This is a genomic window from Microbacterium sp. XT11, from assembly GCF_001513675.1.
Lineage (GTDB): Bacteria > Actinomycetota > Actinomycetes > Actinomycetales > Microbacteriaceae > Microbacterium.
In genome coordinates, this window is the sequence record NZ_CP013859.1 from 857,220 (window position 1) to 880,430 (window position 23,211).

20 protein-coding genes, 2 tRNA genes and 1 pseudogene are annotated in these 23,211 nt (G+C 66.6%); 12 read left to right on the top strand and 11 right to left on the bottom strand.

The window, feature by feature from the left end:
• Positions 1-43: 43 nt before the first annotated feature.
• The 8 genes from AB663_RS04085 to rpmH all read right to left on the bottom strand — a co-directional run bounded on the left by AB663_RS04085 (position 44) and on the right by rpmH (position 7,700).
• The gene (locus tag AB663_RS04085) at positions 44-1,006 is read right to left on the bottom strand and encodes a ParB/RepB/Spo0J family partition protein (protein ID WP_083511097.1); all 963 of its coding nucleotides are present in this window, start codon (positions 1,004-1,006) and stop codon (positions 44-46) included.
• A complete protein-coding gene (locus AB663_RS04090; protein WP_067196081.1) occupies positions 1,006-1,941 on the bottom strand; it encodes a ParA family protein in 936 nt (311 codons plus the stop codon). Before AB663_RS04090 ends, AB663_RS04085 begins: the two co-directional genes overlap by 1 nt.
• A gap of 2,662 nt (positions 1,942-4,603) precedes the next feature.
• Positions 4,604-5,227, bottom strand: coding sequence for a 16S rRNA (guanine(527)-N(7))-methyltransferase RsmG (gene rsmG, locus AB663_RS04095; RefSeq protein ID WP_067196083.1), 624 nt, complete (start codon positions 5,225-5,227; stop codon positions 4,604-4,606).
• Between the two features lie 56 nt (positions 5,228-5,283).
• The gene (locus AB663_RS04100; protein ID WP_067196085.1) at positions 5,284-5,778 is read right to left on the bottom strand and encodes a Jag family protein; all 495 of its coding nucleotides are present in this window, start codon (positions 5,776-5,778) and stop codon (positions 5,284-5,286) included.
• 6 nt (positions 5,779-5,784) lie between these two features.
• Positions 5,785-6,861 carry a membrane protein insertase YidC gene (gene yidC, locus AB663_RS04105; RefSeq protein ID WP_067196087.1) on the bottom strand — a complete coding sequence of 359 codons (1,077 nt, stop codon included), beginning with the start codon at positions 6,859-6,861 and terminating at the stop codon, positions 5,785-5,787.
• A gap of 3 nt (positions 6,862-6,864) precedes the next feature.
• Positions 6,865-7,215 carry a membrane protein insertion efficiency factor YidD gene (gene yidD / locus AB663_RS04110; protein ID WP_067196089.1) on the bottom strand — a complete coding sequence of 117 codons (351 nt, stop codon included), beginning with the start codon at positions 7,213-7,215 and terminating at the stop codon, positions 6,865-6,867.
• The gene (gene rnpA / locus AB663_RS04115; RefSeq protein ID WP_083511098.1) at positions 7,212-7,556 is read right to left on the bottom strand and encodes a ribonuclease P protein component; all 345 of its coding nucleotides are present in this window, start codon (positions 7,554-7,556) and stop codon (positions 7,212-7,214) included. Before rnpA ends, yidD begins: the two co-directional genes overlap by 4 nt.
• Positions 7,557-7,562: 6 nt before the next feature.
• Positions 7,563-7,700: a 50S ribosomal protein L34 gene (rpmH, locus tag AB663_RS04120; protein WP_067196091.1), complete on the bottom strand. Its 138-nt coding sequence runs from the start codon at positions 7,698-7,700 to the stop codon at positions 7,563-7,565.
• Between the two features lie 318 nt (positions 7,701-8,018).
• On the opposite strand from rpmH, the gene dnaA reads away from it, so the two are divergent.
• The 7 genes from dnaA to AB663_RS04155 all read left to right on the top strand — a co-directional run bounded on the left by dnaA (position 8,019) and on the right by AB663_RS04155 (position 18,371).
• Positions 8,019-9,413: a chromosomal replication initiator protein DnaA gene (gene dnaA / locus AB663_RS04125; RefSeq protein ID WP_067196093.1), complete on the top strand. Its 1,395-nt coding sequence runs from the start codon at positions 8,019-8,021 to the stop codon at positions 9,411-9,413.
• Between the two features lie 490 nt (positions 9,414-9,903).
• Positions 9,904-11,046, top strand: a complete 1,143-nt coding sequence (gene dnaN / locus AB663_RS04130) for a DNA polymerase III subunit beta (RefSeq protein WP_067202134.1) — start codon at positions 9,904-9,906, stop codon at positions 11,044-11,046.
• Positions 11,047-11,402: 356 nt separating this feature from the next.
• The gene (gene recF / locus AB663_RS04135) at positions 11,403-12,581 is read left to right on the top strand and encodes a DNA replication/repair protein RecF (protein WP_067196094.1); all 1,179 of its coding nucleotides are present in this window, start codon (positions 11,403-11,405) and stop codon (positions 12,579-12,581) included.
• The gene (locus AB663_RS04140; RefSeq protein ID WP_067196096.1) at positions 12,578-13,090 is read left to right on the top strand and encodes a DUF721 domain-containing protein; all 513 of its coding nucleotides are present in this window, start codon (positions 12,578-12,580) and stop codon (positions 13,088-13,090) included. The genes recF and AB663_RS04140 overlap by 4 nt, the downstream gene beginning before the upstream one ends.
• 118 nt (positions 13,091-13,208) lie before the next feature.
• A complete protein-coding gene (gene gyrB / locus AB663_RS04145) occupies positions 13,209-15,263 on the top strand; it encodes a DNA topoisomerase (ATP-hydrolyzing) subunit B (protein ID WP_067196098.1) in 2,055 nt (684 codons plus the stop codon).
• A gap of 157 nt (positions 15,264-15,420) precedes the next feature.
• Positions 15,421-17,970 carry a DNA gyrase subunit A gene (gyrA, locus tag AB663_RS04150; RefSeq protein ID WP_067196099.1) on the top strand — a complete coding sequence of 850 codons (2,550 nt, stop codon included), beginning with the start codon at positions 15,421-15,423 and terminating at the stop codon, positions 17,968-17,970.
• Positions 17,967-18,371 (top strand): DUF3566 domain-containing protein, encoded by a 405-nt coding sequence (locus tag AB663_RS04155; RefSeq protein WP_067196101.1) that lies wholly within the window; start codon positions 17,967-17,969, stop codon positions 18,369-18,371. The genes gyrA and AB663_RS04155 overlap by 4 nt, the downstream gene beginning before the upstream one ends.
• A gap of 68 nt (positions 18,372-18,439) precedes the next feature.
• Here AB663_RS04155 and AB663_RS04160 read toward each other — a convergent pair whose 3' ends face one another.
• Entirely contained in the window at positions 18,440-19,150 is a 711-nt protein-coding gene (locus AB663_RS04160; protein WP_067196103.1) for a VIT1/CCC1 transporter family protein, read from the bottom strand.
• Between the two features lie 118 nt (positions 19,151-19,268).
• Between AB663_RS04160 and AB663_RS04165 the strand changes: the two genes are divergently transcribed.
• The 5 genes from AB663_RS04165 to AB663_RS04185 all read left to right on the top strand — a co-directional run bounded on the left by AB663_RS04165 (position 19,269) and on the right by AB663_RS04185 (position 22,382).
• Entirely contained in the window at positions 19,269-20,555 is a 1,287-nt protein-coding gene (locus AB663_RS04165) for a sensor histidine kinase (protein ID WP_067196105.1), read from the top strand.
• Entirely contained in the window at positions 20,543-21,229 is a 687-nt protein-coding gene (locus AB663_RS04170; protein ID WP_067196107.1) for a LuxR C-terminal-related transcriptional regulator, read from the top strand. Before AB663_RS04165 ends, AB663_RS04170 begins: the two co-directional genes overlap by 13 nt.
• A complete protein-coding gene (locus AB663_RS04175; protein ID WP_067196109.1) occupies positions 21,226-22,101 on the top strand; it encodes a DUF4097 family beta strand repeat-containing protein in 876 nt (291 codons plus the stop codon). The genes AB663_RS04170 and AB663_RS04175 overlap by 4 nt, the downstream gene beginning before the upstream one ends.
• A gap of 109 nt (positions 22,102-22,210) precedes the next feature.
• A tRNA-Ile gene (locus AB663_RS04180) sits at positions 22,211-22,287 on the top strand.
• A 22-nt stretch (positions 22,288-22,309) separates the two neighbouring features.
• Positions 22,310-22,382 (top strand) — tRNA-Ala (locus tag AB663_RS04185).
• 151 nt (positions 22,383-22,533) lie between these two features.
• Here AB663_RS04185 and AB663_RS04190 read toward each other — a convergent pair.
• Positions 22,534-22,905: pseudogene (locus tag AB663_RS04190) on the bottom strand (GNAT family N-acetyltransferase); the annotation flags it as partial.
• A gap of 121 nt (positions 22,906-23,026) precedes the next feature.
• Positions 23,027-23,209, bottom strand: a complete 183-nt coding sequence (locus tag AB663_RS04195; RefSeq protein WP_067196110.1) for a hypothetical protein — start codon at positions 23,207-23,209, stop codon at positions 23,027-23,029.
• Positions 23,210-23,211 lie beyond the last annotated feature (2 nt).

Below are 23,211 nucleotides of genomic sequence, written 5' to 3' on the forward strand. Positions count from 1 at the left end.
TCCGTTGACCGAGTCTAGGCCTGAGGACGCCCGCAGGGCAGGATCACCCGCGGCCGTAGCTGTCTTCGCCGAGTTCCTCGAGAATGCGGTTCAGATCCTGAATCGAAGCGAAATCGATTGTGACCTGGCCTTTACGCGCGCCGAGTGAGATCTTCACGCGCGTGTTCAGGCGGTCGCCGAGCTTGCCCGCGACCTCGTCGAGATAGGCGCGCCGTGCTCCGGGCGTCGGCTTCGGCGTGCGCGTCGCGGGCTCCGACACCGACTTCGCGGCCATCTCGGTGGCGCGCACCGAAAGGTCCTCGTTCACGACCTTGTCGGCCAGGCGCTGCATGGCTTCGGGGCTGTCGAGGCTGAGGATCGCACGCGCGTGTCCGGCCGACAGCACGCCTGCGGCGACGCGCTGCTGCACCGGCACAGGGAGCTTCAGCAGGCGGATGGTGTTGCTGATCTGGGGACGAGAGCGCCCGATGCGGGTGGCGAGCTCCTCCTGCGTGATCCCGAAGTCTTCGAGCAGCTGCTGGTAGGCGGATGCCTCTTCCAGCGGGTTCAGCTCGGATCGGTGCAGGTTCTCGAGGAGCGCGTCGCGCAGTAGGTCTTCATCCGCGGTGTCGCGCACGATCGCCGGGATGGACTCCAGACCGGCCTCGCGAGCCGCGCGCGTGCGCCGCTCCCCCATGATGAGCTCGTAGTCGCCATCGGCGTTCTTCCGGACCACGACGGGCTGGAGCACGCCGAACTCGCGGACGCTGTGCACGAGCTCAGCGAGGTGCTCCGGGTCGAAGTGCGTGCGCGGCTGTCGCGGGTTGGGAACGATCTTCTGCGGATCCAGCTGGATGAGGTGGATTCCAGGAACGCTTTCCAGCTCCGGCGCCTCCGCCGCGGCATCCGTCTGCGCTTCTGAACGGATGCTGGCGCCCGGGAAGAACACGTCCACGGGACGTTCTGCCTGATCTGCGGTGGGGATCAGGGCGCCGATCCCCCGCCCCAGTCCTGTGCGCTTCGCCATCATTTCTCCTTGCTCTGCTTCTGGGTGCGCGCTGTGGAGCGCGACGCGATCTCGACCGCTGCCTCACGGTAGGCGATGGCCCCGGCAGACTGGCCGTCGTACGCGATGACGGTCTGTCCGAAGCTCGGCGCCTCCGACACTCGCACCGAGCGCGGGATGACGGTGTCGAGCACCTGCGACGGGAAGTGGTTGCGCACCTCTTCAGCGACCTGATGCGCGAGCCGGGTGCGTCCGTCGAACATCGTGAGCAGGATCGTGGAGAGGTGGAGGGCGGGGTTGAGGTGCTTCTGGATCATCTGGATGCTGCCGAGCAGCTGGCTGAGACCCTCCAGCGCGTAGTACTCGCACTGGATCGGGATGAAGACCTCGGATGCCGCCGTGAACGCGTTGATCGTGAGCAGTCCGAGGGACGGAGGGCAGTCGATGATGACGAAGTCCATCGGATGGTCTTCGAGGTAATCGAGAAGGGCACGACGGAGGCGATGCTCGCGCGCTACCTGCGCAACCAGTTCGATCTCCGCTCCGGCGAGATGAATGGTGCTCGGTGCGCAGAACAGGTTCTCGTCTTCCGGACTGGGCTGCACGATATCTGCGAGCGGGAACTCCTCGATGAGCACGTCGTACACGCTCGGTGTATCGGAGTTGTGTGGCACACCCAGCGCCGTCGATGCGTTGCCCTGGGGGTCGAGGTCGATGACCAGAACTTTCGCGCCCAGTCCGGCCAGCGCCGCGGCGATGTTGACCGCACTGGTGGTCTTGCCGACGCCGCCCTTCTGATTGGAGACGGTGAGCACGCGGGTCTCACCACTGAACTCGACATGAACGCCCTCAAGCGCCTTGCGGCGAGCGGAGAGGTCCGCGAGTTCTCGCGCGAGGGGTGTATCCGTCCCGAAGGTGTTCGGTGATTCCTTGTCGGACTGTTTCACGTGAAACATCCACTCCTTTCGGGGCCGGGTACCACTCTAATCGTTGGGACTGACAGGCTTGTCCGTTTGCATGTGCACACGCGGGAGAAGGGGAAAGCTCCCTCGTGCTGGGATCTGTGCAGAGAGAGTGGGGGTGAGTGGTCGGTCGGTGGAGGCCGGTTGCCGGTAGTGGCCGGGGGGTCGATGGGCCGAGCGACGGGCAGAGCAGGGCGAGCAGTCGCTACGTAAACGGTAGCGGCCGTTCCCGCTTCGCCTGCGGGCGGATGCCGGCTACGTCGCATGCCGTCTACGACGACGTGGGGCGCCGCCGTCTTTAGGAACCCTCACCGAGCACAACGAGCCGATCTGCACGTTTCACGTGAAACAATCCCGGGGGACCGCTCCGCCCTCGCGTAGGGTTCGGCGGACCGGGCCCTGAGAGTGGAGGGCGTCGCGCCGAGCCGACCTTCGCAGCCCGGCTGACGTGAATTCATCTGGCCAGCTGCGTCGCTTGGTGCGATGTCGAGGACGCTCGCGCGGCACGCGGCAGAGCGTTTCACGTGAAACGCGGTGGTGCTCGGGCTGCCGTGCCACTCCCCCGTCAGCCAGGTGCCATGGGAAGCCCGCTCCGCGCCGCCCACGTGGGATAACCCCACGCTGCACCGCGGCAACAGACGGCCGGTGAGGACTTCGCGACACACACCATCGTGGATGCGCTTTGCTCGGAGGTTATGCGCCATTCCACCCCTCTCCTGCGCGTGCGGCGGCTGACCGCCGGCCCGTCCAGCCCGCACGTCGATGATCGCAGCCCGACGGGGCGATGATCATCGACGGGACTGCCATCGAACGCGGTCCCGTAGCCCGGTATGCGACCAGCGGAGATTGTGCCGAAGTCTCCTCCTGCCCAACTCAGTCCCTCGACGGCACGCCCCAGCCCCCTTGACCGATGCTTCATGCTGCGCCCAATAGACAGCCGGAGATCGACTGCGTCCGCGAGGAGTCCGGCCTGGCTCCACCTCTACGGCACCGCATCGGGCACTGCGGCGAGGTCGGCGCCGCGGGGTCTCAATTGACTGTCGGGCCACGACTGAGCCATTCCGTGACGGTCCCGAACACCGCACCCACCACGCGGCGCCCATTTCTGAACGCGACCGAGAGTCGCGTCGCGACTCACGAGAGAACCATTCCAATAGTCCCGGGACGAGCCGCCCGTACGAGCGACTGTCACTAGCGCGCCTCCGTTTCACGTGAAACGGCCGCGATCATACCCCTGGTCGCACGCAGAGCTCGAACGCACTGCGGCAGCCGTTTCGACCGATCACCCGAACGCCGCCGGCACCGTGTGCCTTACGTGGCCGCCCAGGCCGTCAGACCGCTGGTCGTACGCAGAGCTCGAACGCACTGCGGCAGCTAGCTCGATCAACTCCCACCGGCACCGTCTGCCTCACGTGACAGCCCGGGGACAGACCGCTGGTCGAACACAGAGCTCGCACACACTGCGATGACCAGTTCGATCGATCACCACCGACACCGTGTACCTCACCTCGCACCCTGGGCATCAGCACCCTGACTGAACGCAGAGCTCGCACGGTGCGCCAGTTCGCTTGACTCTCACCGGCACCGTGTGCCTCGCGTGACATCCGGGATCCACCCCCTCCCGTCGAACGCAGTGCTCCCAGCCACTGCACCAACCCGACCGAACACCTCCGGCACCGCACGTTTCACGTGAAACGCCTGAGATCAAGCCTCGTGTCGCCCCCACTACACGCACCGCATCAACTCGGTCGAATGTCACCACCGCCGCATGTTTCACGTGAAACACATTTCATGGTCGTCGCTGAGCCGCCGGAGATTCGTCCACTGTTCCCATCGCGCAGCTCGAGCACGCCCTCGTTCCCGCTCCCTCACAGGGTCGCAGGGCCGCAGAGCCGCAGAGCCGCAGAGCCGCAGAGCCGAGCATATCGCCGGCAACGCGTGTACCTCGCCTCCCAGAAGCGCAGGCGCAGTAGCCTCACAACACACCGCGCGACGGACCGAGACCAATCAACAGACCCAACGAGAGCGCGTCGATTGATCTCCCCGCCCATCCCCGAGTTCCACCGTTCCATCTCGGAAGCGGACGTTTCACGTGAAACACTTCGACCGGATCCAGCTCCCACGACCATCACGGTCAACCGCACCCGCGGGCACCCACGCCACGCGACGTTAACAACGCGTGCTCCACCCCGTACGTCGTCGTGACTGCGATCCAGCCCCCACGGAACGAACCGAATCGAAACCGAGTCGATCCTGCCCGGTACTCCCTCCCCGCAGCACACCAGGAATCGCACGTGGCAAGAATCCCACGCCACACACCACCTGAACACCCACTCCCGCCATCACTGCGGCGGACGTGCCCGCATCCTCTGACCCGGCCGTTCCACGTGAAACCGAAACCCCCGCGCCACGCCTCCCCCACGGTCGCCATCGCGCCCAGCCATCAACAGCACAACGCCCCCGAAGCCTCCCGGCGCCCCCAAAGACCACGACAAAAGGGCTGCTCACCCAGCAGGAATCACCAACAGCCTCCTCCCCGGCGAGCACCCCCTCGTGCCCGCACCCACACGAACGTGCGCGTACCCGTTCCCGAGGTTCCCAGAAGAAAGAGGTCATGTTTCACGTGAAACATCACCTCTTCATTCAGCATCCGGGCTCAGCGCACGCGAGCTCTCACCACTCGTGTCGTCTCCGGCAGAACTCCCTCGCCGAGGACCTCGACCCTGACATCACTCAGCCGGAACTTCTTGATCTGCTTCTGCGCTGCCTCGATCTCATTGGCAGCGTTCAAACCCTTCAGCAGGGTGAGTTCGCCTCCATCCCGCACAAGCGGCGCCGTGATCGGGATGAGAGTCCGCAGCGCACTGACAGCCCGTGCCGTCACCACGTCGAAACCTTCCGCCCGCCGGGCGTCCTCCGCCCGCGCGCGCAGCACCTCGACATTGTCGATCCCCAGAGCCGACACCTGCTCGTTCAACCACGTGATCCGCCGCTCCATCGGCTCGATCAGGGTCCACTGAACATCCGGTCGCGCAATCGCCAACACGAGCCCAGGAAGCCCGGCGCCGGATCCGACATCTGCGACGCTGCCATGGAACAGCGGCGCAGCGATCACGCTGTTGAGGATGTGCCGCGTCCACAGACGAGGGACCTCCAGTGGCCCGATGAGGCCCCGCTCCTCCCCCTCGCGAGCCAGGGCGTCCGTGAACTGACGCGCAAGATCGATCCGATCTCCGAACAGCTCCGCGGCGACGGTTGGCTCGACTTCAACTGCACTCATGGCCGTGATATCCGTTCTGATCTCAACCGAGAGGCGATCGCCGTGTGCCCACCCGCTCAGTGGCGGCGCAGCACGGTGTGCCGCGCGGCACCCTCGCCGTACGACTCCGAGACCAGCCCTCGTTCGGCCGCGATGTCATGGATCAGCTTGCGCTCGTAGCTCGACATCGCCGGAAGCGATGCCTGCGACGACCCCTCGTCGAGCTTGGCAGCCGCGGCATCCACCAGACGCTCCAGCTGACGTCGACGCTCGTCACGTGATCCTCCGATGTCGAGGATCAGCCGCGAGAACGAGCCTGTCTTGTTCTGCACAGCAAGCCGGGTCAGCTCCTGCAGAGCCTGCACCGTGTCGGGCGCGGAGAGCAGGGCCAGCGAATCACCCTCTGCCTCGACCGACACGTACGCACGCCCCTGGCGCACATCGAGAGTCAGATCTCCGTCGATATCGGCGATATCGAGGAGCTCTTCGATGTAGTCGGCGGCGATGTCGCCCTCGTTCTCGAGCTGCGCCACTGTGGGTTCAGCCGATTCCGTCGTCAGGTTCTCGCTCATGGTCGGCTACTTCCCCTTCTTCTTCGCGCGCTTCTTGCCGACCGGCTGCTGCCGCTTCGGCGCTTCGGCCTTCGCGCGCTCGACCTCTTCGACGAGCCGCTGCTGCTCGGCCTCGTACACCGCGATCGGCACCACCTTGCCCTCGGAGTTGATGGCCTTGCCCTTGCGAGCCAGGCGCTCTTCGCGCGCCTTCGCCGCCTCAGACCCGGGCGTCGGCATCTCACGGATGACGAGGAACTGCTGACCCATCGTCCACAGGTTCGAGATGAACCAGTACACGACGACACCGAGGGGGAAGAACACACCCGAGAAGATGAAGCCCAGCGGCAGGATGTAGAGCATGATCTTCTGCATCTGGTACGCCTGGCCGGTCTTGGCTTCGGGCGACAGGTTCTTCGAGATGATCTGCAGCTGAGTGAAGAACTGCGACGCGATCATCAGCACGACGAGCGTGACCAGGATGATGATCGCCGTGGTGTTCTGAGCGTCGACCGCATTGCCCAGGGTCTCGTGCAGCGAGGCGACACCGAAGAGCTTGGCGTCATAGAACTCCTTCGTGAGCTCGGGGCTCAGGAAGCCGACACCGCCGATGCCGGCCTTCGCGTGCTTGCTGACATCGCTCAGCACGCTGTACAGCGAGAAGAACACCGGCATCTGCACGAGCAGCGGCAGGCAGCTCGACATCGGCGTCGTGCCGTGCTTCTTGTACAGCGCCATGGTCTCGCGACTCATCGCCTCACGGCTGAGCTGATCCTTCTTGCCGCGGTACTTCTCCTGCACTTTTCGCAGTTCAGGAGCGATTTCCATCATCTTCCGCTGACTCTTGATCTGCCGCACGAAGAGCGGGATGAGCGCCGCGCGCACGACGATCACGAGCCCGACGATCGACAGCACCCAGGTGAGTCCGCTCGCAGCGGGAAGCCCCACGGCCGTGAGGAGCCAGTGCCACGCGACGAGCACGAGCTCGACGAGCCACTTCAGCGGCCAGAGGATGGTGCCGAGCAGGTCGAAGCCGCCGCCGGATGCCGCCTCCGAGGGTGTCGGTGACGGAGTGGCTGCGGCCAGCAGGAGGTCGAGACCCACTGATCAGTCCTTTCGGGCAGGAACGACGAAACCACGAGCGGTCAGGTCGTAACGGAAGTGTTCGTGCGGACGGACGTCATCGACGCCGCCGCGAGTCCAGGGATTGCAACGGAGGATGCGCCAGGCAGAGAGCAGAGCTCCCTGCACGGCGCCGTGCTGTTGCACCGCACCTACAGCGTAGGCGGAACACGAGGGATAGTACGCACAGACATCTCCGTAGAGCGGTGAGATGACCGCGCGGTACGCGGTGAGGAACCCCAGGACGAGGTTGCGCGGGATCAGCGGGATGCTGCGGACGGCGTCGTGCCAGTGGAATCGCGCCGTCCCGACCGACGACGCCGGCAGCGCCGTCATGACGAGGCCCGCGTGAGCCGGCCGAGACAGCGGTTCACATCGGCGCTGAGCTCGGCGAACGTCGCGGTCGCGGATGCAGGAAGGGCACGGATGACGACATCCGTGCCCTCGGGAACCCGGGGAAGCGCCTCCGCACAGACGGCTTTGAGTCGCCGTCGCACGGTGTTGCGCACCACCGCGGTGCCCACCTGCTTGCTGATGATGAACCCGAACCTCGCGGCTCTGCTCTCGCCCGTCGACAGCATCGACGTCACGACGCGCGCTCCGCCACAGCGGTTTCCGCGTCGGACCACCAGTCGGTAGTCGCTTCCGCGGGTCAGCCGGAACGGACGGGCGAGCACAGCGGCTTACGCGGAGAGCTCGACGCGGCCCTTCGCGCGACGAGCCGACAGGATCGCGCGGCCGGCACGGGTGCGCATGCGGGCACGGAAGCCGTGCTTCTTGGCGCGACGACGGTTGTTGGGCTGGAAGGTGCGCTTGCTCATGGAATCACTCCGGAAAATGCTGCCACCGGAACCATTGCGACCGGAGACATAGGGAACTGCCGTTCAGGCATAAGTCAACCGATTAAGGGTACGTCGTGGCGGCGCACAGAGCAAATCTGCGCGCTCATCTGGTCATCACGCGCCCGGATCCGCACAGCCATTATCCACAACCCCGCTGCCTCCGCTCGACGCAACACGCCCGCGGTTTTCCCAGGGCAGGTTGCCGTTCCGGGCCGTGGTGACTACCGTGGCATCCGAAGTTATCCACAGGGGGGACTGCTGCGCGGCATCCCTCCTCGATCCACCGCCCGGAGCGTCATGTCCTCACCTGCCCAGCCCGACGTTCCGATCTGGACCACGGTGCAGGAGCTCCTCGAGGCAGACGACCGCGTCACCCCGCAGCTCCAGGGCTTCCTCAGTCTCGCGGTCCCGGCCGGCGTGATGGCCGCGACCCTCTACCTCGAGGTGCCGAACGACCTCACCGCGGCACAGATCAACAAGCGCCTGCGGCTCCCGATCATGGAAGCTCTCTCGCACATCGGCGACGAGGTCACGTCGTATCGCGTCGTGGTGAACCACGAACTCGCAGAGCAGCCCACCGCACCGATCGCGGTTCCCGACTACGGTCGCCAGGACTCCGCGCGCCCCGAGTCGCCGATGGAGCAGCAGCCGACTCCCATCCGTCACGAGTCGCGGCTGAACCCCAAGTACACGTTCGACAACTTCGTCATCGGCCAGTCGAACAGATTCGCGCACGCGGCTGCCGTCGCCGTGGCCGAGGCGCCCGCCAAGGCGTACAACCCGCTCTTCATCTACGGCGACTCGGGCCTCGGCAAGACGCACCTTCTTCACGCGATCGGCGACTACGCGCAATCGCTCTACGCCGGGGTCAAGGTCCGGTACGTCTCGAGCGAGGAGTTCACGAACGACTTCATCAACTCCATCGCCAACAACCGCGGCGCTGCGTTCCAGGCCAGGTACCGCGAGGTCGACATCCTCCTCATCGACGACATCCAGTTCCTGCAGGGGCGAGCGGAGACGCAGGAGGCGTTCTTCCATACCTTCAACACGCTGCACGACCACAACAAGCAGGTCGTGATCACGAGCGACGTCGCGCCCAAGCTCCTCACCGGGTTCGAAGATCGGATGCGCAGCCGGTTCGAGTGGGGTCTCATCACCGATGTGCAGGCTCCCGACCTCGAGACCCGTATCGCGATCCTCCGCAAGAAGGCGCAGAGCGAATCCCTCCACATACCGGATGATGTGCTGGAGTACATCGCGACCGTCGTCTCGTCGAACATCCGGGAGCTCGAGGGCGCACTCATCCGCGTCTCGGCGTTCGCGAGCCTGAACCGCTCCGCCCTCGACATCTCCCTCGCCCAGACCGTACTGCGCGACATCGTCGACACGGCCGAGGACAACATCATCTCGCCGACGGACATCATCACGGCGACCGCGCAGTACTTCAAGCTCACCGTCGACGACCTGTACGGCTCGAGCCGGTCGCAGCAGATCGCCGTGGCGCGGCAGATCGCCATGTATCTCTGCCGCGAGCGGACGAACCTCTCGCTGCCGAAGATCGGCCAGCTGTTCGGCAACCGCGATCACACGACGGTCATGTACGCGTACAAGAAGATCAGCGACCTCATGAAGGAGCGTCGCTCGATCTACAACCAGGTCACGGAGATCACGACGCAGCTCGGGCGCCGCTGAGCGCACGGATCCGCGTCAGGGTTCGAAAAGGGGATGCGGTGCCCACGAGGGCGCTGCATCCCCTTTTCCGTGGACTTGACAGCCGTCTGCGGCATCCGATATCGGCTGTTTGCACATGTGGATAACTTGTGGATGAATCCCCAGCCGGTCGGGACGACTGTGAGCGGAACGGTGAAACCTGTGGATAACCACGGGGATCTGCACAGGGCGGCGGATGCTGCGAACCCGCGGATTCCTCAGGGATTCCACAAGTGACAAAGATGTAGTTCCCTACTCGCGTCTGATTTCCACCGAGTTATCCACAGTATCCACAACTGTTAACACCGTTAAGAAGTTAACCCGGTTAAGGCGCGATCCGATCACCAGACGGTGGGAAGAACCCGGAGCGGCCTTTGTCGCACCATGGCGTAGGGAACTGCAGAACTGTGGGGCTAGCATGGGAAGCCCCGCACTGGCAGGAATGTCATGCACCGACGACGAGGGAGCACCCGTGAGGTTTCAGGTCAACCGCGATGTCTTCAGCGAAGCCGTCTCCTTCGTGGTCAAACTGCTCCCTCAGCGCAATCCGCAGCCGATCCTCGCCGGCGTGCTCATCGAGGCCGACGGTGCGGGCCTGACGCTCTCGGCCTTCGACTACGAGGCATCCGCCCGCACCACCATCGAGGCGACGGTCGAGACGCCTGGCACGATCCTCGTGCACGGCCGTCTTCTCAGCGACATCGCCAGCCGGTTGCCGAACGCTCCGATCGAGATCGCCGTCGAAGACGACGGCAGCATCTCGGTAACCTGCGGCTCCGCGCGCTTCACGCTCGCTGCCATGCCCGTCGAGGAGTATCCGTCGATCCCCGAGGTCACCGGCACGTCCGGTGTCGTCCCGGCCGACGACTTCAGCACGGCGATCTCTCAGGTCGGCTTCGCTGCGTCGCGCGACGACGTCACCCCGGTGCTGACCGGAGTGCAGCTGGAGGTCACCGGCCAGAACCTGAGCCTCGTCGCGACCGACCGCTACCGCGTGTCGCTGCGGGATGTGCCGTGGGACGGTGAAGCCGTCGAGTCGAGCGCCCTCGTCCCGGCCCGCACGCTCGTCGAGGTCGGCAAGACGTTCGGCCACGCCGGCACCATCGAGATCGCGTTCTCCGGAGCCGGCGACCGCGAGATCATCGCCTTCACCGCCGGCAACAAGACCGTGACGTCGCTGCTCATCAAGGGCAACTTCCCGCCGGTGCGACGTCTGTTCCCTGAGCAGACCGACCACTACGCCGTCGTCAACACCGGCGACCTCATCGAAGCGGTGCGTCGCGTGTCGCTCGTGCTCGACCGCGCCGCTCCCCTCCGCTTCACGTTCTCGACCGACAGCGTCACGATGGACGCGTCCGGCAGCGAGCATGCGCGCGCCTCGGAGTCGGTCGACGCGATCCTGACCGGCGGCGACGAGGTCACCCTCGGGCTCAACCCGCAGTACCTCACCGAGGCCCTGGCCGCAGTGAAGAGCGAGTTCGTCCGCGTCACGTTCACCTCGAGCGACAACGCCAACAAGCTCAGCCCCGTGCTCATCACCAGCCAGACCTCGGTCGACCAGGCGGGCCTCGACTCGTTCAAGTACCTGCTGCAGCCCAACCTGCTGCTGCGCTGAACCGGCTCCGTAGCCGTGGCGGAGACGTCGGTGCCACTGCGCTGAGGGACCACCCTGCCCACTGCCCGTGAAGAACGCTCGGTCGCCGTTGCGGCCGCGCTCGCCCAGGGCGGCGCGATGGCGGTCGGGCTCGTCGTGCTCGGCGCGGTCACCGGAGATGTGCACCCGCGCGATACCGGGCTCCTGTTCGCCCCGGGCTTCTTCTGCCTCGTGCTGATGGGCGGATTCCTGCTCTCCCTGCCCGTTCGTGTCGAGTGCGGTGCTGCTGGGAACCGCCGTGTGGTTCGCCGTCGTCCTCGCGGCTGCTCTGGCGTGACGTCGGACCGACGTCGGAGCCCGAAGGTAGGCTGACTGGCGTGATTGTGGAGCACCTGAGTCTGGTCGATTTCCGCAATTACGCGACCGCGGAACTCGCCCTCCACCGCGGTCCGAACGTGCTCGTCGGCCGCAACGGCCAGGGCAAGACCAATCTCGCCGAGGCGATCGTGTTCTTGGCGACCCTCGGCTCCCACCGCGTCTCTTCGGATGCTCCGATGGTGCGCGACGGACAGGATCATGCGATCATCCGCGCACGCCTCTCGCACGGTGAGCGCAAAGTGCTCATCGAGGTGCAGCTCAATCGCCAGGGATCGAACAAGGCGCGCATCAACGGGTCGCCCTCGAAGACGAGCGAACTCCCCCGCTACGCGCATGTGGTGCTCTTCGCGCCAGAAGACCTGCAGATCGTGCGCGGAGATCCGTCGGCCCGACGCCGATTCGCCGACCAGCTGCTCATCCAGCGCACTCCGCGCATGGCGGCCGTCATCGCCGACTACGACCGCGTGCTCAAGCAGCGCACGGCTCTGCTCAAGTCGGCGCGTGCCCGCGGCATCCGCGGCGACGCCCTCAGCACCCTCGACGTGTGGGACGACAAGCTCGTGTCACTCGGCTCCGAGATCATCGCGGCACGGCAGCGTCTCGCCGCGGATCTGCAGCAGCCGATGACCGATGCCTACGCCGCCATCGCAGGCGCCGACCACCGGCCGGAACTGGAGTGGGCGCTTTCAGTGCGGGGCGGCGACCCAGAAGAAGGAGACGACATCGCGGCCGGCGCGGCGTCCGACCGTGAGAACATTGCCGAACTCTTCCGGTCGGCGCTGACGGCGAAGCGCACGCAGGAGCTGGAAAGGGGGCTCACGCTCACCGGGCCCCACCGCGACGACCTGCTCCTGCGGGTGCGCGGACTTCCGGTGAAGGGCTATGCGTCGCACGGCGAGTCGTGGTCGGTCGCTCTCTCGCTCAGACTCGCGTCGGCTGAGCTGCTGCGCAGCGAGTCGCCGGCCGGCGATCCGGTGCTCATCCTCGACGACGTGTTCGCTGAACTCGATGCCGACCGGCGGCAGCGCCTTGCCGGGCTCACCGCGGAGTACGAGCAGGTGGTGGTGACGGCGGCCGTGGAGGAGGATATCCCCGAGGCGCTGCACCGTCACGTCGTGCGCATCACCGCGGGGACGATCAGCGACGAACGACAGCCAGACGGAGAGGAGCGCGGATGACGGAGATCGCTGAGAACCTCGCCGCCGCGGCATCCGACACTCCCGAGACGATCGCCACGTATCTGCGGCTGCGCGGTCTGCAGCCGAGCGCCAAGAACTGGCGCCGCAAGCGGCGAGTCTCGGTCGACGACGACAACGTGCCGTTCGCACCGGGCCGCGACCCCGGCACCCTGGGCGCCGTGCTCGACAAGCTCACGCGCGACTCCGGATGGGAGACCACCCTGGCGCGCGAGGACCTCGTTCGCCAGTGGGCCGACCTGGCCGGAGCCGACACGGCCAAGCACTCCGAGCCGGTATCCCTCGAGCGCGGGCTGCTCACCGTGAAATGCGACTCGACCGCGTGGGCGAAGAACCTCCAGTACATGCGAGGGACGATCCTCACCGAGATCGGCCGCCGGTATCCCGAGGCCGGCGTGGAGAACCTCCGCTTCATCGGACCCGACGTCCCCTCCTGGAAATGGGGCCCCAGAGTCGTTCCAGGGCGGGGTCCACGCGATACCTACGGGTAGGACACCATGCGAGGGGTCTGAAACGCTCAGAGGGCCACACGAGGCCGTACAGCCGCATATCCACACAAAACCCCGCTAGAATGGGACTTCGTGATATCGATGTGGAGACTGCCCTCTGATGACGCCTGAATCCCCTGCTGACGAGACGCATTCCGACAACGAGGACAAGGGCTCGTCCGCACCTGCGAATCAGCCCGCCGAGTACGGCGCCGACTCCATCCAGATCCTCGAGGGCCTCGAGGCGGTGCGCAAGCGCCCAGGCATGTACATCGGTTCCACGGGGCCGCGCGGTCTGCATCACCTCGTCTACGAGATCGTCGACAACTCCGTCGACGAGGCTCTCGCCGGTTACGCCGACACGATCCTCGTCACCCTGCTCGAAGACGGCGGGGTCCGCGTGGTCGACAACGGCCGCGGCATCCCCGTCGACCCGCACTCGTCAGACCCGTCGAAGTCCACGGTCGAGGTGGTGCTGACCATCCTGCACGCGGGCGGCAAGTTCGGCGGCGGCGCGTACGCGGTCTCCGGCGGTCTCCACGGCGTCGGCTCGTCGGTCGTGAACGCGCTGTCGACCCGCTTCGAGGTCGAGGTGAAGCAGAAGGGCTTCGTCTGGCGGCACAGCTTCGCGAACGGCGGCGCCCCCCAGCAGCAGCTCGAGAAGGGCGAGCCCACCGACGAGACCGGTACGAGCATCACGTTCTGGCCGGATGCCGAGATCTTCCGCGAGACGGTCGAGTTCGACTACGACACCCTCCGCACCCGCTTCCAGCAGATGGCCTTCCTCAACAAGGGGCTGCGGATCGAGCTGCACGACGAGCGTCCGTCGTCGGCGTACGAGGTCGAAGAAGAGGGTCAGATCGTCAGCAAGCAGCCGAGCGACGTCTTCTTCTACGAGAGGGGTCTCGTCGACTACGTCGAGTACCTCAACAAGGTGCGTCACGCGGAGGTCGTGAACGACGAGATCATCGCCTTCGAGTCGGAGGACACCGACCGGCGCATCTCGCTCGAGATCGCGATGCAGTGGACCACCTCGTACACCGAGAACGTCTTCACCTACGCGAACACGATCAACACGCACGAGGGCGGCACGCACGAAGAGGGCTTCCGCGCGGCGCTGACCACGCTGGTGAACCGCTACGCGCGTGCGAACAACCTGCTCAAGGAGAAGGACGATAACCTCTCCGGCGACGACGTGCGCGAGGGCCTCACCGCCGTCATCTCGATCAAGCTCGGTGAGCCGCAGTTCGAGGGTCAGACCAAGACGAAGCTCGGCAACACCGAGGCCAAGGCGTTCGTGCAGAAGGTGGTCGGCGATCAGCTGGGCGACTGGTTCGACCGCAACCCCGCCCAGGCGAAGAACGTCATCCGCAAGGCGATCGACGCCGCGACCGCGCGACTCGCCGCCCGCAAGGCGCGCGAGACCGCTCGCCGCAAGAGCGTGTTCGAATCGGCCGCCATGCCCGACAAGCTCAAGGACTGCACGAGCAAGGACCCGTCGATCAGCGAGATCTTCCTCGTCGAGGGTGACTCGGCCGGCGGTTCGGCCGTGCAGGGTCGCGACCCGCACACGCAGGCGATCCTGGCCCTCCGCGGCAAGATCCTCAACGTCGAGCGTGCGCGCCTCGACAAGGCGCTGGGCAACAAGGAAGTCCAGGCGATGATCCAGGCCTTCGGCACTGGCATCGGCGAGGAGTTCGACATCGAGAAGGCGCGCTACCACAAGATCGTGCTGATGGCGGATGCCGACGTCGACGGTCAGCACATCACGACGCTGCTGCTCACGATGCTCTTCCGCTACATGCGCGGGCTCATCGAGGCCGGCTTCGTCTACCTGGCGATGCCGCCGCTGTACCGCCTCAAGTGGACGAACGCTCCGCACGAGTACGTCTACTCCGACGCGGAGCGCGACGCTCTCATGACGGACGGGCTCGCGAATGGCAAGCGGCTCCCGAAGGATGCCGGCATCCAGCGCTACAAGGGTCTCGGTGAGATGAACCCCAAGGAGCTGTGGGAGACCACGATGGATCACAACACCCGCACGCTCCGCCAGATCACGATCGAGGACGCCGCCGCGGCAGACGAGATCTTCAGCGTGCTGATGGGCGAAGACGTCGAGTCGCGCCGCAGCTTCATTCAGCGCAACGCCAAGGACGTCCGCTTCCTGGACATCTGATCCCGCCACCACACCGCTGATCTCGGACAACAACACACGCACGCAGGACGGAGGAATCTTCCCGGAATGAGCATCGGGGTGGCGCGCCAGCGTCGGGGCCCCCGCTCTGCGAATGAAGGGAGGATTCCGGAGTCCGGCAGCATCCGGAGAAGAACACATGACTGACGAAGAACGCCCCGACATCAACGCGGGTCACGAGCACGGCCGCATCAACCAGGTCGACCTGCAGGAGGAGATGCAGCGGTCGTACCTCGACTACGCGATGGCGGTCATCGTCGGTCGAGCCCTCCCCGACGTGCGCGACGGTCTCAAGCCCGTGCACCGTCGTGTGATCTACGGCATGTACGACGGCGGATTCCGCCCCGACAAGTCGTTCTCGAAGTGCGCCCGCGTCGTGGGTGAGGTCATGGGTCAGTACCACCCGCACGGCGACTCGGCGATCTACGACACCCTCGTCCGCCTCGTGCAGCCGTGGTCGCTGCGCTACCCGCTCGCGCTCGGACAGGGGAACTTCGGGTCTCCTGGCAACATGGGCGCCGCAGCCCCGCGGTACACCGAGACGAAGATGGCCCCGCTCGCGCTCGAGATGGTGCGCGACATCGAAGAGGACACCGTCGACTTCTCGCCGAACTACGACGGCCAGACCCAGGAACCCGACGTCCTTCCGTCGCGTTTCCCGAACCTCCTCGTCAACGGATCGATCGGCATCGCGGTCGGCATGGCGACGAATATCCCGCCGCACAACCTCCGCGAGGTGGCCGAGGCAGCGCTGTGGGCCCTCGACAACCCGGGGATCTCCCGCGAGGAACTGCTCGACGGACTCATCCAGCGCATTCCCGGGCCGGACTTCCCGACGGGCGCGCAGATCCTCGGCACCAAGGGCATCCACGAGGCCTACCGCACCGGTCGCGGCTCGATCACGATGCGCGCCGTGGTCAACGTCGAGGAGATCCAGGGCCGCACCTGCCTCGTGATCACCGAGCTGCCGTATCAGGTGAACCCCGACAACGTCGCGGTGAAGATCGGTGACCTCGCTCGCGAGGGCAAGATCACGGGCATCGCCGACATCCGTGACGAGTCGTCCGACCGCACTGGCCAGCGTCTCGTCGTGGTGCTGAAGCGGGATGCCGTCGCGAAGGTCGTGCTGAACAACCTGTACAAGCACACGCAGCTGCAGGAGAACTTCGGCGCGAACATGCTCGCGATCGTCGACGGCGTGCCCCGCACGCTCGCGATCGACGGTTTCGTGTCGCACTGGATCTCCCACCAGCTCGACGTCATCGTGCGCCGCACGCGGTTCCGTCTCGCCAAGGCCGAGGCCCGCATGCACATCCTGCGCGGCTACCTCAAGGCGCTCGACGCGCTCGACGAGGTCATCGCGCTCATCCGCCGATCGCCTACGGTCGACGACGCGCGCGAGGGACTGAAGAAGCTCCTCGACATCGACAACGACCAGGCCGACGCGATCCTGCAGATGCAGCTGCGCCGGCTGGCCGCCCTCGAACGACAGAAGATCATCGACGAGGCCGAAGAACTCGAGGCGCAGATCGCGGAGTACAAGGCGATCCTCGCCGATGAGATGCTGCAGCGCGGCATCATCCGCGAGGAGCTGACCGGCATCGTCGAGCGCTTCGGTGACGAGCGCCGCACGCACATCCTGCATGGATTCGACGGCGACGTGTCGATGGAGGACCTCATCGCCGAAGAGGAGATGGTGGTCACCGTCACGCGCGAGGGGTACATCAAGCGCACCCGCAGCGACAACTACCGCTCCCAGCACCGCGGCGGAAAGGGCGTCAAGGGCGCCCAGCTGCGGGCGGACGACATCGTCGAGCACTTCTTCGTCACGACGACGCATCACTGGCTCCTGTTCTTCACCGACAAGGGGCGGGTGTACCGCGCGAAGACCTATGAGGTCCCTGAGGCCGGACGCGACGCGAAGGGCACGCACGTCGCGAACCTGCTCGCCCTCCAGCCCGACGAGAAGATCGCGCAGATCCTCGACATCCGCGACTACGGCGTCGCCGAGTACCTGGTGCTCGCGACGCGCGACGGACTCGTCAAGAAGACGCGGCTCGACAGCTACGACACCAACCGACAGGGCGGCGTCATCGCCATCCGGCTCAACGACGGCGACGAGCTGGTCTCCGCCCTCATGGTGAACCCGGAGGACGACATCCTGCTCATCAGCCGCAAGGGCATGTCGGTGCGCTTCAGCGCGACCGACGACGCTCTTCGGCCGATGGGTCGCGCGACCGCCGGCGTCAAGGGCATGAAGTTCCGCGAGGGCGACAGCCTGCTTTCGGCATCCGTCGCAGCCCCCGGCCAGTTCGTGTTCGTAGTGACCGACGGAGGGTACGCGAAGCGCACCGCCGTCGAGGAGTACCGCGTTCAGGGACGCGGCGGATACGGCATCAAGGTGGCCAAGTTGAACGACGATCGGGGCACCCTCGCGGGTGGTCTCATGGTCGCCGAGGACGACGAGGTCTTGGTGGTTCTGTCCAGCGGCAAGGTGGTACGCTCTGCCGTGGCCGAGGTGCCCGCCAAGGGCCGCGACACCATGGGTGTCGTGTTCGCCCGGACCACAGACGCAGACCGCATCCTCGCGATCGCCCGCAACGGCGAGCGAGGGCTCGGTGAAGACGACGCGTCGGCGGATGCCGAATCCGAGGCCCGCGAGACAGACACCCCTGAGGAAACCGCATGAGCACAGTAGCCGACAAGCTGGCGAAGAAGTCCACGCGCAAGACCACCGGCAAGCAGGTGCGTCTGCGTCTGGTGTACGTGGACTTCTGGTCGGCCGTGAAGCTCTCGTTCCTGGGGGCGGTCGCGCTCGCCGTCGTCACGATGGTGTCGTTCTTCCTCATCTACCTCGTGCTGCAGGCCACCGGCATCCTTGCCCAGGCCGACGACTTCGTCGGCAGCTTCACCGACGGCTCGGTGCGGCTGTCGGAGGTCGCGGGTCTCCCGCAGGTCATGGCCTTCGCGGCGGTCGTCTCGATCCTGAACCTCATCGTGTTCACGGTCCTCGGCGCCGTGGTGGCCGGGATCTACAACCTCGCTGTGAAGGTCACGGGAGGGCTGCTCATCGGCTTCATGTCGAACTGATCCTTCGTCGGGCTCAGGAACGGAAAGAGGGCGGATGCTGCGGCATCCGCCCTCTGTCGTCGACGGCGTCAGACGACGCCAGTGGTTCCCAGCAGTGTGCCGATGAGCCAGGTGGCGAACAGCGCGAGCGCTCCTCCGATCACGAGCCGGACGGATGCGCGGATGACGGGCGATCCGCCGATGCGTGCCGAGATCGCGCCGGTCGCGGCGAGGGCGACGAGCACGGCGACGAAGGTGACGGGTACGCGCCACTCCGGCGGTGGCAGCAGGATCGCGATGAGCGGCAACAGCGCACCGAGCGTGAAGGCGACGGCGGAGGAGATCGCCGCGTGCCACGGGTTGACGAGGTCGTCCTGATCGATGCCGAGCTCGACCTCGAGGTGTGCGGAGAGGGCGTCGTGGGCGGTGAGTTCCTCCGCCACCTTACGCGCGGTCTCGTCGGTGAGCCCGCGCTCACGGTAGAGCGCGGTGAGCTCGGCGAGCTCCGCCTCGGGCATGGTGCGCAGCTCCTCGCGCTCTTTGGCGATGAGCGAGCGCTCGCTGTCGCGCTGGCTGCTCACCGAGACGTACTCGCCCAGGGCCATCGAGATGGCACCGCCGACGAGGCCGGCGATGCCCGCGGTGAGCAGGGCGGCGTTGTCGGTGGTCGCCCCCGCTACGCCCACGACCAGCGACGCGACGGACACGATGCCGTCGTTCGCGCCGAGAACTCCGGCGCGCAGCCAGTTCAACCGCTGCCCGAGACCTGTTCCGTGCGGTTCGTTTTCGTGCATCGTCATGACGACAGTGAACCAGACACGGGTGCGGCAGGACGGGTATGAGGGTAGGGAAAACCCGAAGGCAGGTGTCCGGATGTCTCGGTGTCGGCGCCGTGCGGGGCCACCGTACCGTGGGGCTATGACCACACAGACTGCGACCACCCCCGCGGCGGCCACGGCGAAACCGCCGCTGAGGATCCTGCTTACGGTTCTCGAACTGGCCGGACTCGGCGTGCTCGGGGCCGGCATCCTCGCCATGCTCACCGGACTGTTCGGCGCGGGGCTCGGTCTCCTCTTCGCGTTCGGGATCGGCGCCGTCTTCCTCGTCGGCCTCGTGTACGCCCTGTTCGGCCTCGGCTGGTTCGAGGTGGCACGCGTCGATGCCCTCTACGGAGTGCGGATCGCTCCGCTCCGGTGGCGTCCGCGCGACCGTCCGGGATTCGCCGGGTGGCTGCGTTCGCTCGGCCGGCAGAGCATCGACGGCCGCATGTGGCGTGCGCTCGCGAACTTCGCGCTCGCCTGCATCGGCGGCGCCGTGGTGCTTCGGCTGTTCTGGAGCCTCGTGTGGTCGGCGGTCATCTCGTTCGCACCTCTTGTGACCGAGGGCGCCGTCGACGGACCGTTGGGCAGCTCGGTCGCCGTGGCGTGGGCTCCTCTCGTCGGCATCCTCGGGGTGGCGGTCAGTGCCGCCGGCATCGTCGGCATCGCCCTTCTGCACCGCTTGCTGTCGCTCGCCATCGTCGTGCCCAGCCGAGAGGCCGAGCTCACCGAGGCCGTGCGGGCGACGACCGCACAGCGCGAAGGGGCGGTGCGCGCGGCCGACGTCGAGCGCACCCGCATCGAGCGCGACCTGCACGACGGCGTCCAGCCCCGGCTGGTGTCGGTCGGCATGACCCTCGGGCTCGCCCAGCAGAAGATCGACGACGACCCCGCCGCGGCGAAGGAGCTCATCGCCGAAGCGCACACGTCCACGAAGGCCGCGATCACCGAACTGCGGCAGCTCGCCCGCGGCATCCACGCCTCGGTGCTCGACGACCGGGGGCTCGACGCCGCGCTGTCGGCTCTCGCCGGCCGCTCGCACATCCCGGTGAGCCTCGACGTCCGCATGGACCCCTCGTCGGGCTCCGGGGCCGCACGGGTGAGCAGGGATGCGGAGGCCGCTGTGTACTTCGCGATCGCCGAGTCGCTGACGAACGCCGCGAAGCACTCGCGGGCCAGTGAGGCCAGGGTCGTCGTGCGGCTGCGTGAGGGGAACACCCTCTGGGCCAGGGTCGAGGACAACGGCATGGGCGGTGCGCAGGTGCAGCCAGGCGGAGGACTCGACGGCATCGCGAACCGCATCCTGGCCGCGGGCGGCACGTTCCGCCTCGACAGCCCGCTCGGCGGACCGACCAGCCTGGAGGTGAGCGTGCCATGCGCATCCTGATCTGCGAGGACTCCGTCCTCCTGCGCGAAGGACTCGTGCGGCTGCTCGAAGACGCCGGACACGAGGTCGTGGCGGCTCTGCCCGACACCGCGGGGCTCACGGATGCCGTGACCGAGGCGTCGCCCGAACTCTGCATCCTCGACGTCCGTCTTCCGCCGACCTTCACCGACGAGGGCATCCGCGCGGCGCTCGCGCTGCGGGCCGCCGACCCGTCGCTTCCCCTGCTCGTGCTCTCGCAGTACGTGGAGGAGCGCTACGCGTCGGACCTCATCGCAGCGCAGGGCGGACCGCTCGGATACCTGCTCAAAGACCGGGTCGCCGACGTGGCGGAGTTCCTCGCGTCGGTGCAGCGCATCCACGAGGGGGCGACCGTGCTCGACCCCGAGGTCGTCGCGCAGCTGCTCACCCGCCGCAACCGTGACGACCGCATGCTGCGGCTCACCGAGCGGGAGCGCACCGTGCTCGCGCTGATCGCCGAGGGCAAGTCGAACCAGGCGATCGCCGCGCTGCTCTTCGTGTCTGAGGCCAGCGTCGAGAAGCACATCACGTCGATCTTCCAGAAACTGGGCCTCGAGCCGGACGAGTCGGGCAACCGGCGCGTGCTCGCAGCCCTCGCCCACATCGAGAACACCGGCGGGACACCCGCCACCGGCCAGACAGGAGCCGCACGATGAGCACCTACCAGCACCCCATGACTCCCCCGCCCGCCCCGGTTCCACAGCCGGTCGCTCCCGCGGCGTCCGGACCGCAACCGCCGCGTCCAGGTCGGGCGACGTGGATCACCGTGACCACGGCCGTGATCGGCGGACTCTCGCTCGCTGTCGCAGGCACGACCGCCGCCTTCGCGGCATCCGGTGATCTGTCTCGCGGCGAGTCCGTGCAGCGGATCGACGCCACGGGAGCCGAAGGGGTCGACCTCGATGCCAGTGCCAGCGAGGTGCGCGTCGTGTTCGGCGATGTCGACGAGGCGGAGCTGTCGGTGCGCGGAGACGGCGCCGGCGCATGGACCCTCGACCGGCACGACGACGAGATCGTCGTGCGCAGCCCCGACACCGTGTTCGGATGGTGGTTCGGACGCTGGTTCGACGACGAGCGCTCGGTGGTGCTCACTCTTCCGCGCGAGCTGGAGGGCATCGACGGGTCCTTCGTGCTGAACGCAGGCAGCCTCGACGTGTCGGGCGAGTACGGCGAGCTGGATCTGGAGGTCGCGGCGGGCGGACTCGTGGTCGACGGGTCGGCGACGTCGCTCGACGCCGATGTCAGCGCCGGTCGTGCCGACGTCACGCTCGACGGAGTGCAGGAGGCGGAGCTGACCGTGTCGGCCGGCGATCTGCGTGTCGAGCTCACGGGAACAGCGCCGCGCGAGACGTCCATCGAGGCGAGCGCCGGCAGCGCCGAGATCACACTCCCCGACGACGGCTACGTCATCACTCAGGAAGTGAGCGGGGGCACCCTCGACAACAGGCTCGGGCAGTCCGCGGGTGCGCGCAACTCGATCGATGTGACCCTGACTGCGGGCGAGGTCGCGCTGCGTCCGGGCAGCTGATCGAGAGGCTCGACGGCGGTCTTCCTCCCTGTACGACGCCGTCGAGCCGCCGGCTCTCCGGCTCGATTCGGAATTTGCGGAATCTTCCGGTAAAGTCTTGGAGGTTGACGGGGCTATAGCTCAGGCGGTTAGAGCGCTTCACTGATAATGAAGAGGTCCCAGGTTCAAGTCCTGGTAGCCCCACCATGCAACTCAAGAAATCCCCTACGGGGCCTTAGCTCAGTTGGTAGAGCGCCTGCTTTGCAAGCAGGATGTCAGGAGTTCGAATCTCCTAGGCTCCACAAAGATGCGTGAAGGCTCCCGAGCGTCGGCACGGGGGCCTTCTCGCATGTCTCGGCTGAGTGATTCGGGGAGCCCTGAAGCGCAGCGTAAGGGCGGAGTCTCCTAGGCTCCACAGACCTCTGGCGCCGATGCGCCCCGCATCCCCGTCGTTCAATCGATCGCGATCTGGTAGTGGATCATCCCGGTACGTGATGCGACCCGGTCGTAGAGTGCTCGCGCTGTGCTGTTCGACTCGGCGGTGAGCCAGTACACCTTCGCCGATCCGTTCTTCTCCGCCCACGCGCGAACGTGTGCGATCAACGCGCGGCCGACTCCTCCCCCGCGAACATCCGGGGCGACGAACAGGTCCTCCAGATAGCAGTAGTCCGTCGTCGTCCAGGTCGCCGGATGGGTCAGCCAATGGACGATGCCCACCGCCGTGCCGTCGTCATCACGGGCGATGGCACCGTGCACGCCTGAGTCCTCGTCGACGAGCCGCGCGAATGTCGTGGCCGTCGTGGCGTCGTCGAGGCTGGATCCGTAGAACGTGAGGTAGCCGTTCCAGAGGGCGAGCTATTCGGGGTGGTCACCGTGCGTGAGGGGTGCGATCGACGTCATGGATCGAGCGTATCGAGAGCGCTCGAGTGCCCTGCACCGCCCCGGTTCACGGATGCGTCGGAGGTCGCCAGCCTTCCGCGGGGCCGATGGCCGCCGTGATCCTGTCGCTGAGGGAGCGCAGCTGGCGCGCCTGCGCCGAGGTCAGGCTGTCGAAGACGAGTTGCCGGACGAGCGCGTGATGCGCGGGCGTCGACTCGACGACCTTGTCGTGGCCGGCGGCCGTGAGCACCC

Coding starts and splice junctions, on each gene's coding strand:
- AB663_RS04085 (WP_083511097.1), bottom strand. CDS start 1,006: ATGGCGAAGCGCACAGGACTGGGGCGGGGGATCGGCGCCCTGATCCCC.
- AB663_RS04090 (WP_067196081.1), bottom strand. CDS start 1,941: ATGTTTCACGTGAAACAGTCCGACAAGGAATCACCGAACACCTTCGGG.
- gyrA (WP_067196099.1), top strand. CDS start 15,421: ATGACTGACGAAGAACGCCCCGACATCAACGCGGGTCACGAGCACGGC.
- dnaA (WP_067196093.1), top strand. CDS start 8,019: ATGTCCTCACCTGCCCAGCCCGACGTTCCGATCTGGACCACGGTGCAG.
- yidD (WP_067196089.1), bottom strand. CDS start 7,215: ATGACGGCGCTGCCGGCGTCGTCGGTCGGGACGGCGCGATTCCACTGG.
- AB663_RS04100 (WP_067196085.1), bottom strand. CDS start 5,778: ATGAGCGAGAACCTGACGACGGAATCGGCTGAACCCACAGTGGCGCAG.
- AB663_RS04165 (WP_067196105.1), top strand. CDS start 19,269: ATGACCACACAGACTGCGACCACCCCCGCGGCGGCCACGGCGAAACCG.
- AB663_RS04160 (WP_067196103.1), bottom strand. CDS start 19,150: ATGACGATGCACGAAAACGAACCGCACGGAACAGGTCTCGGGCAGCGG.
- AB663_RS04175 (WP_067196109.1), top strand. CDS start 21,226: ATGAGCACCTACCAGCACCCCATGACTCCCCCGCCCGCCCCGGTTCCA.
- rpmH (WP_067196091.1), bottom strand. CDS start 7,700: ATGAGCAAGCGCACCTTCCAGCCCAACAACCGTCGTCGCGCCAAGAAG.
- rsmG (WP_067196083.1), bottom strand. CDS start 5,227: ATGAGTGCAGTTGAAGTCGAGCCAACCGTCGCCGCGGAGCTGTTCGGA.
- AB663_RS04170 (WP_067196107.1), top strand. CDS start 20,543: ATGCGCATCCTGATCTGCGAGGACTCCGTCCTCCTGCGCGAAGGACTC.
- AB663_RS04155 (WP_067196101.1), top strand. CDS start 17,967: ATGAGCACAGTAGCCGACAAGCTGGCGAAGAAGTCCACGCGCAAGACC.
- AB663_RS04140 (WP_067196096.1), top strand. CDS start 12,578: ATGACGGAGATCGCTGAGAACCTCGCCGCCGCGGCATCCGACACTCCC.
- gyrB (WP_067196098.1), top strand. CDS start 13,209: ATGACGCCTGAATCCCCTGCTGACGAGACGCATTCCGACAACGAGGAC.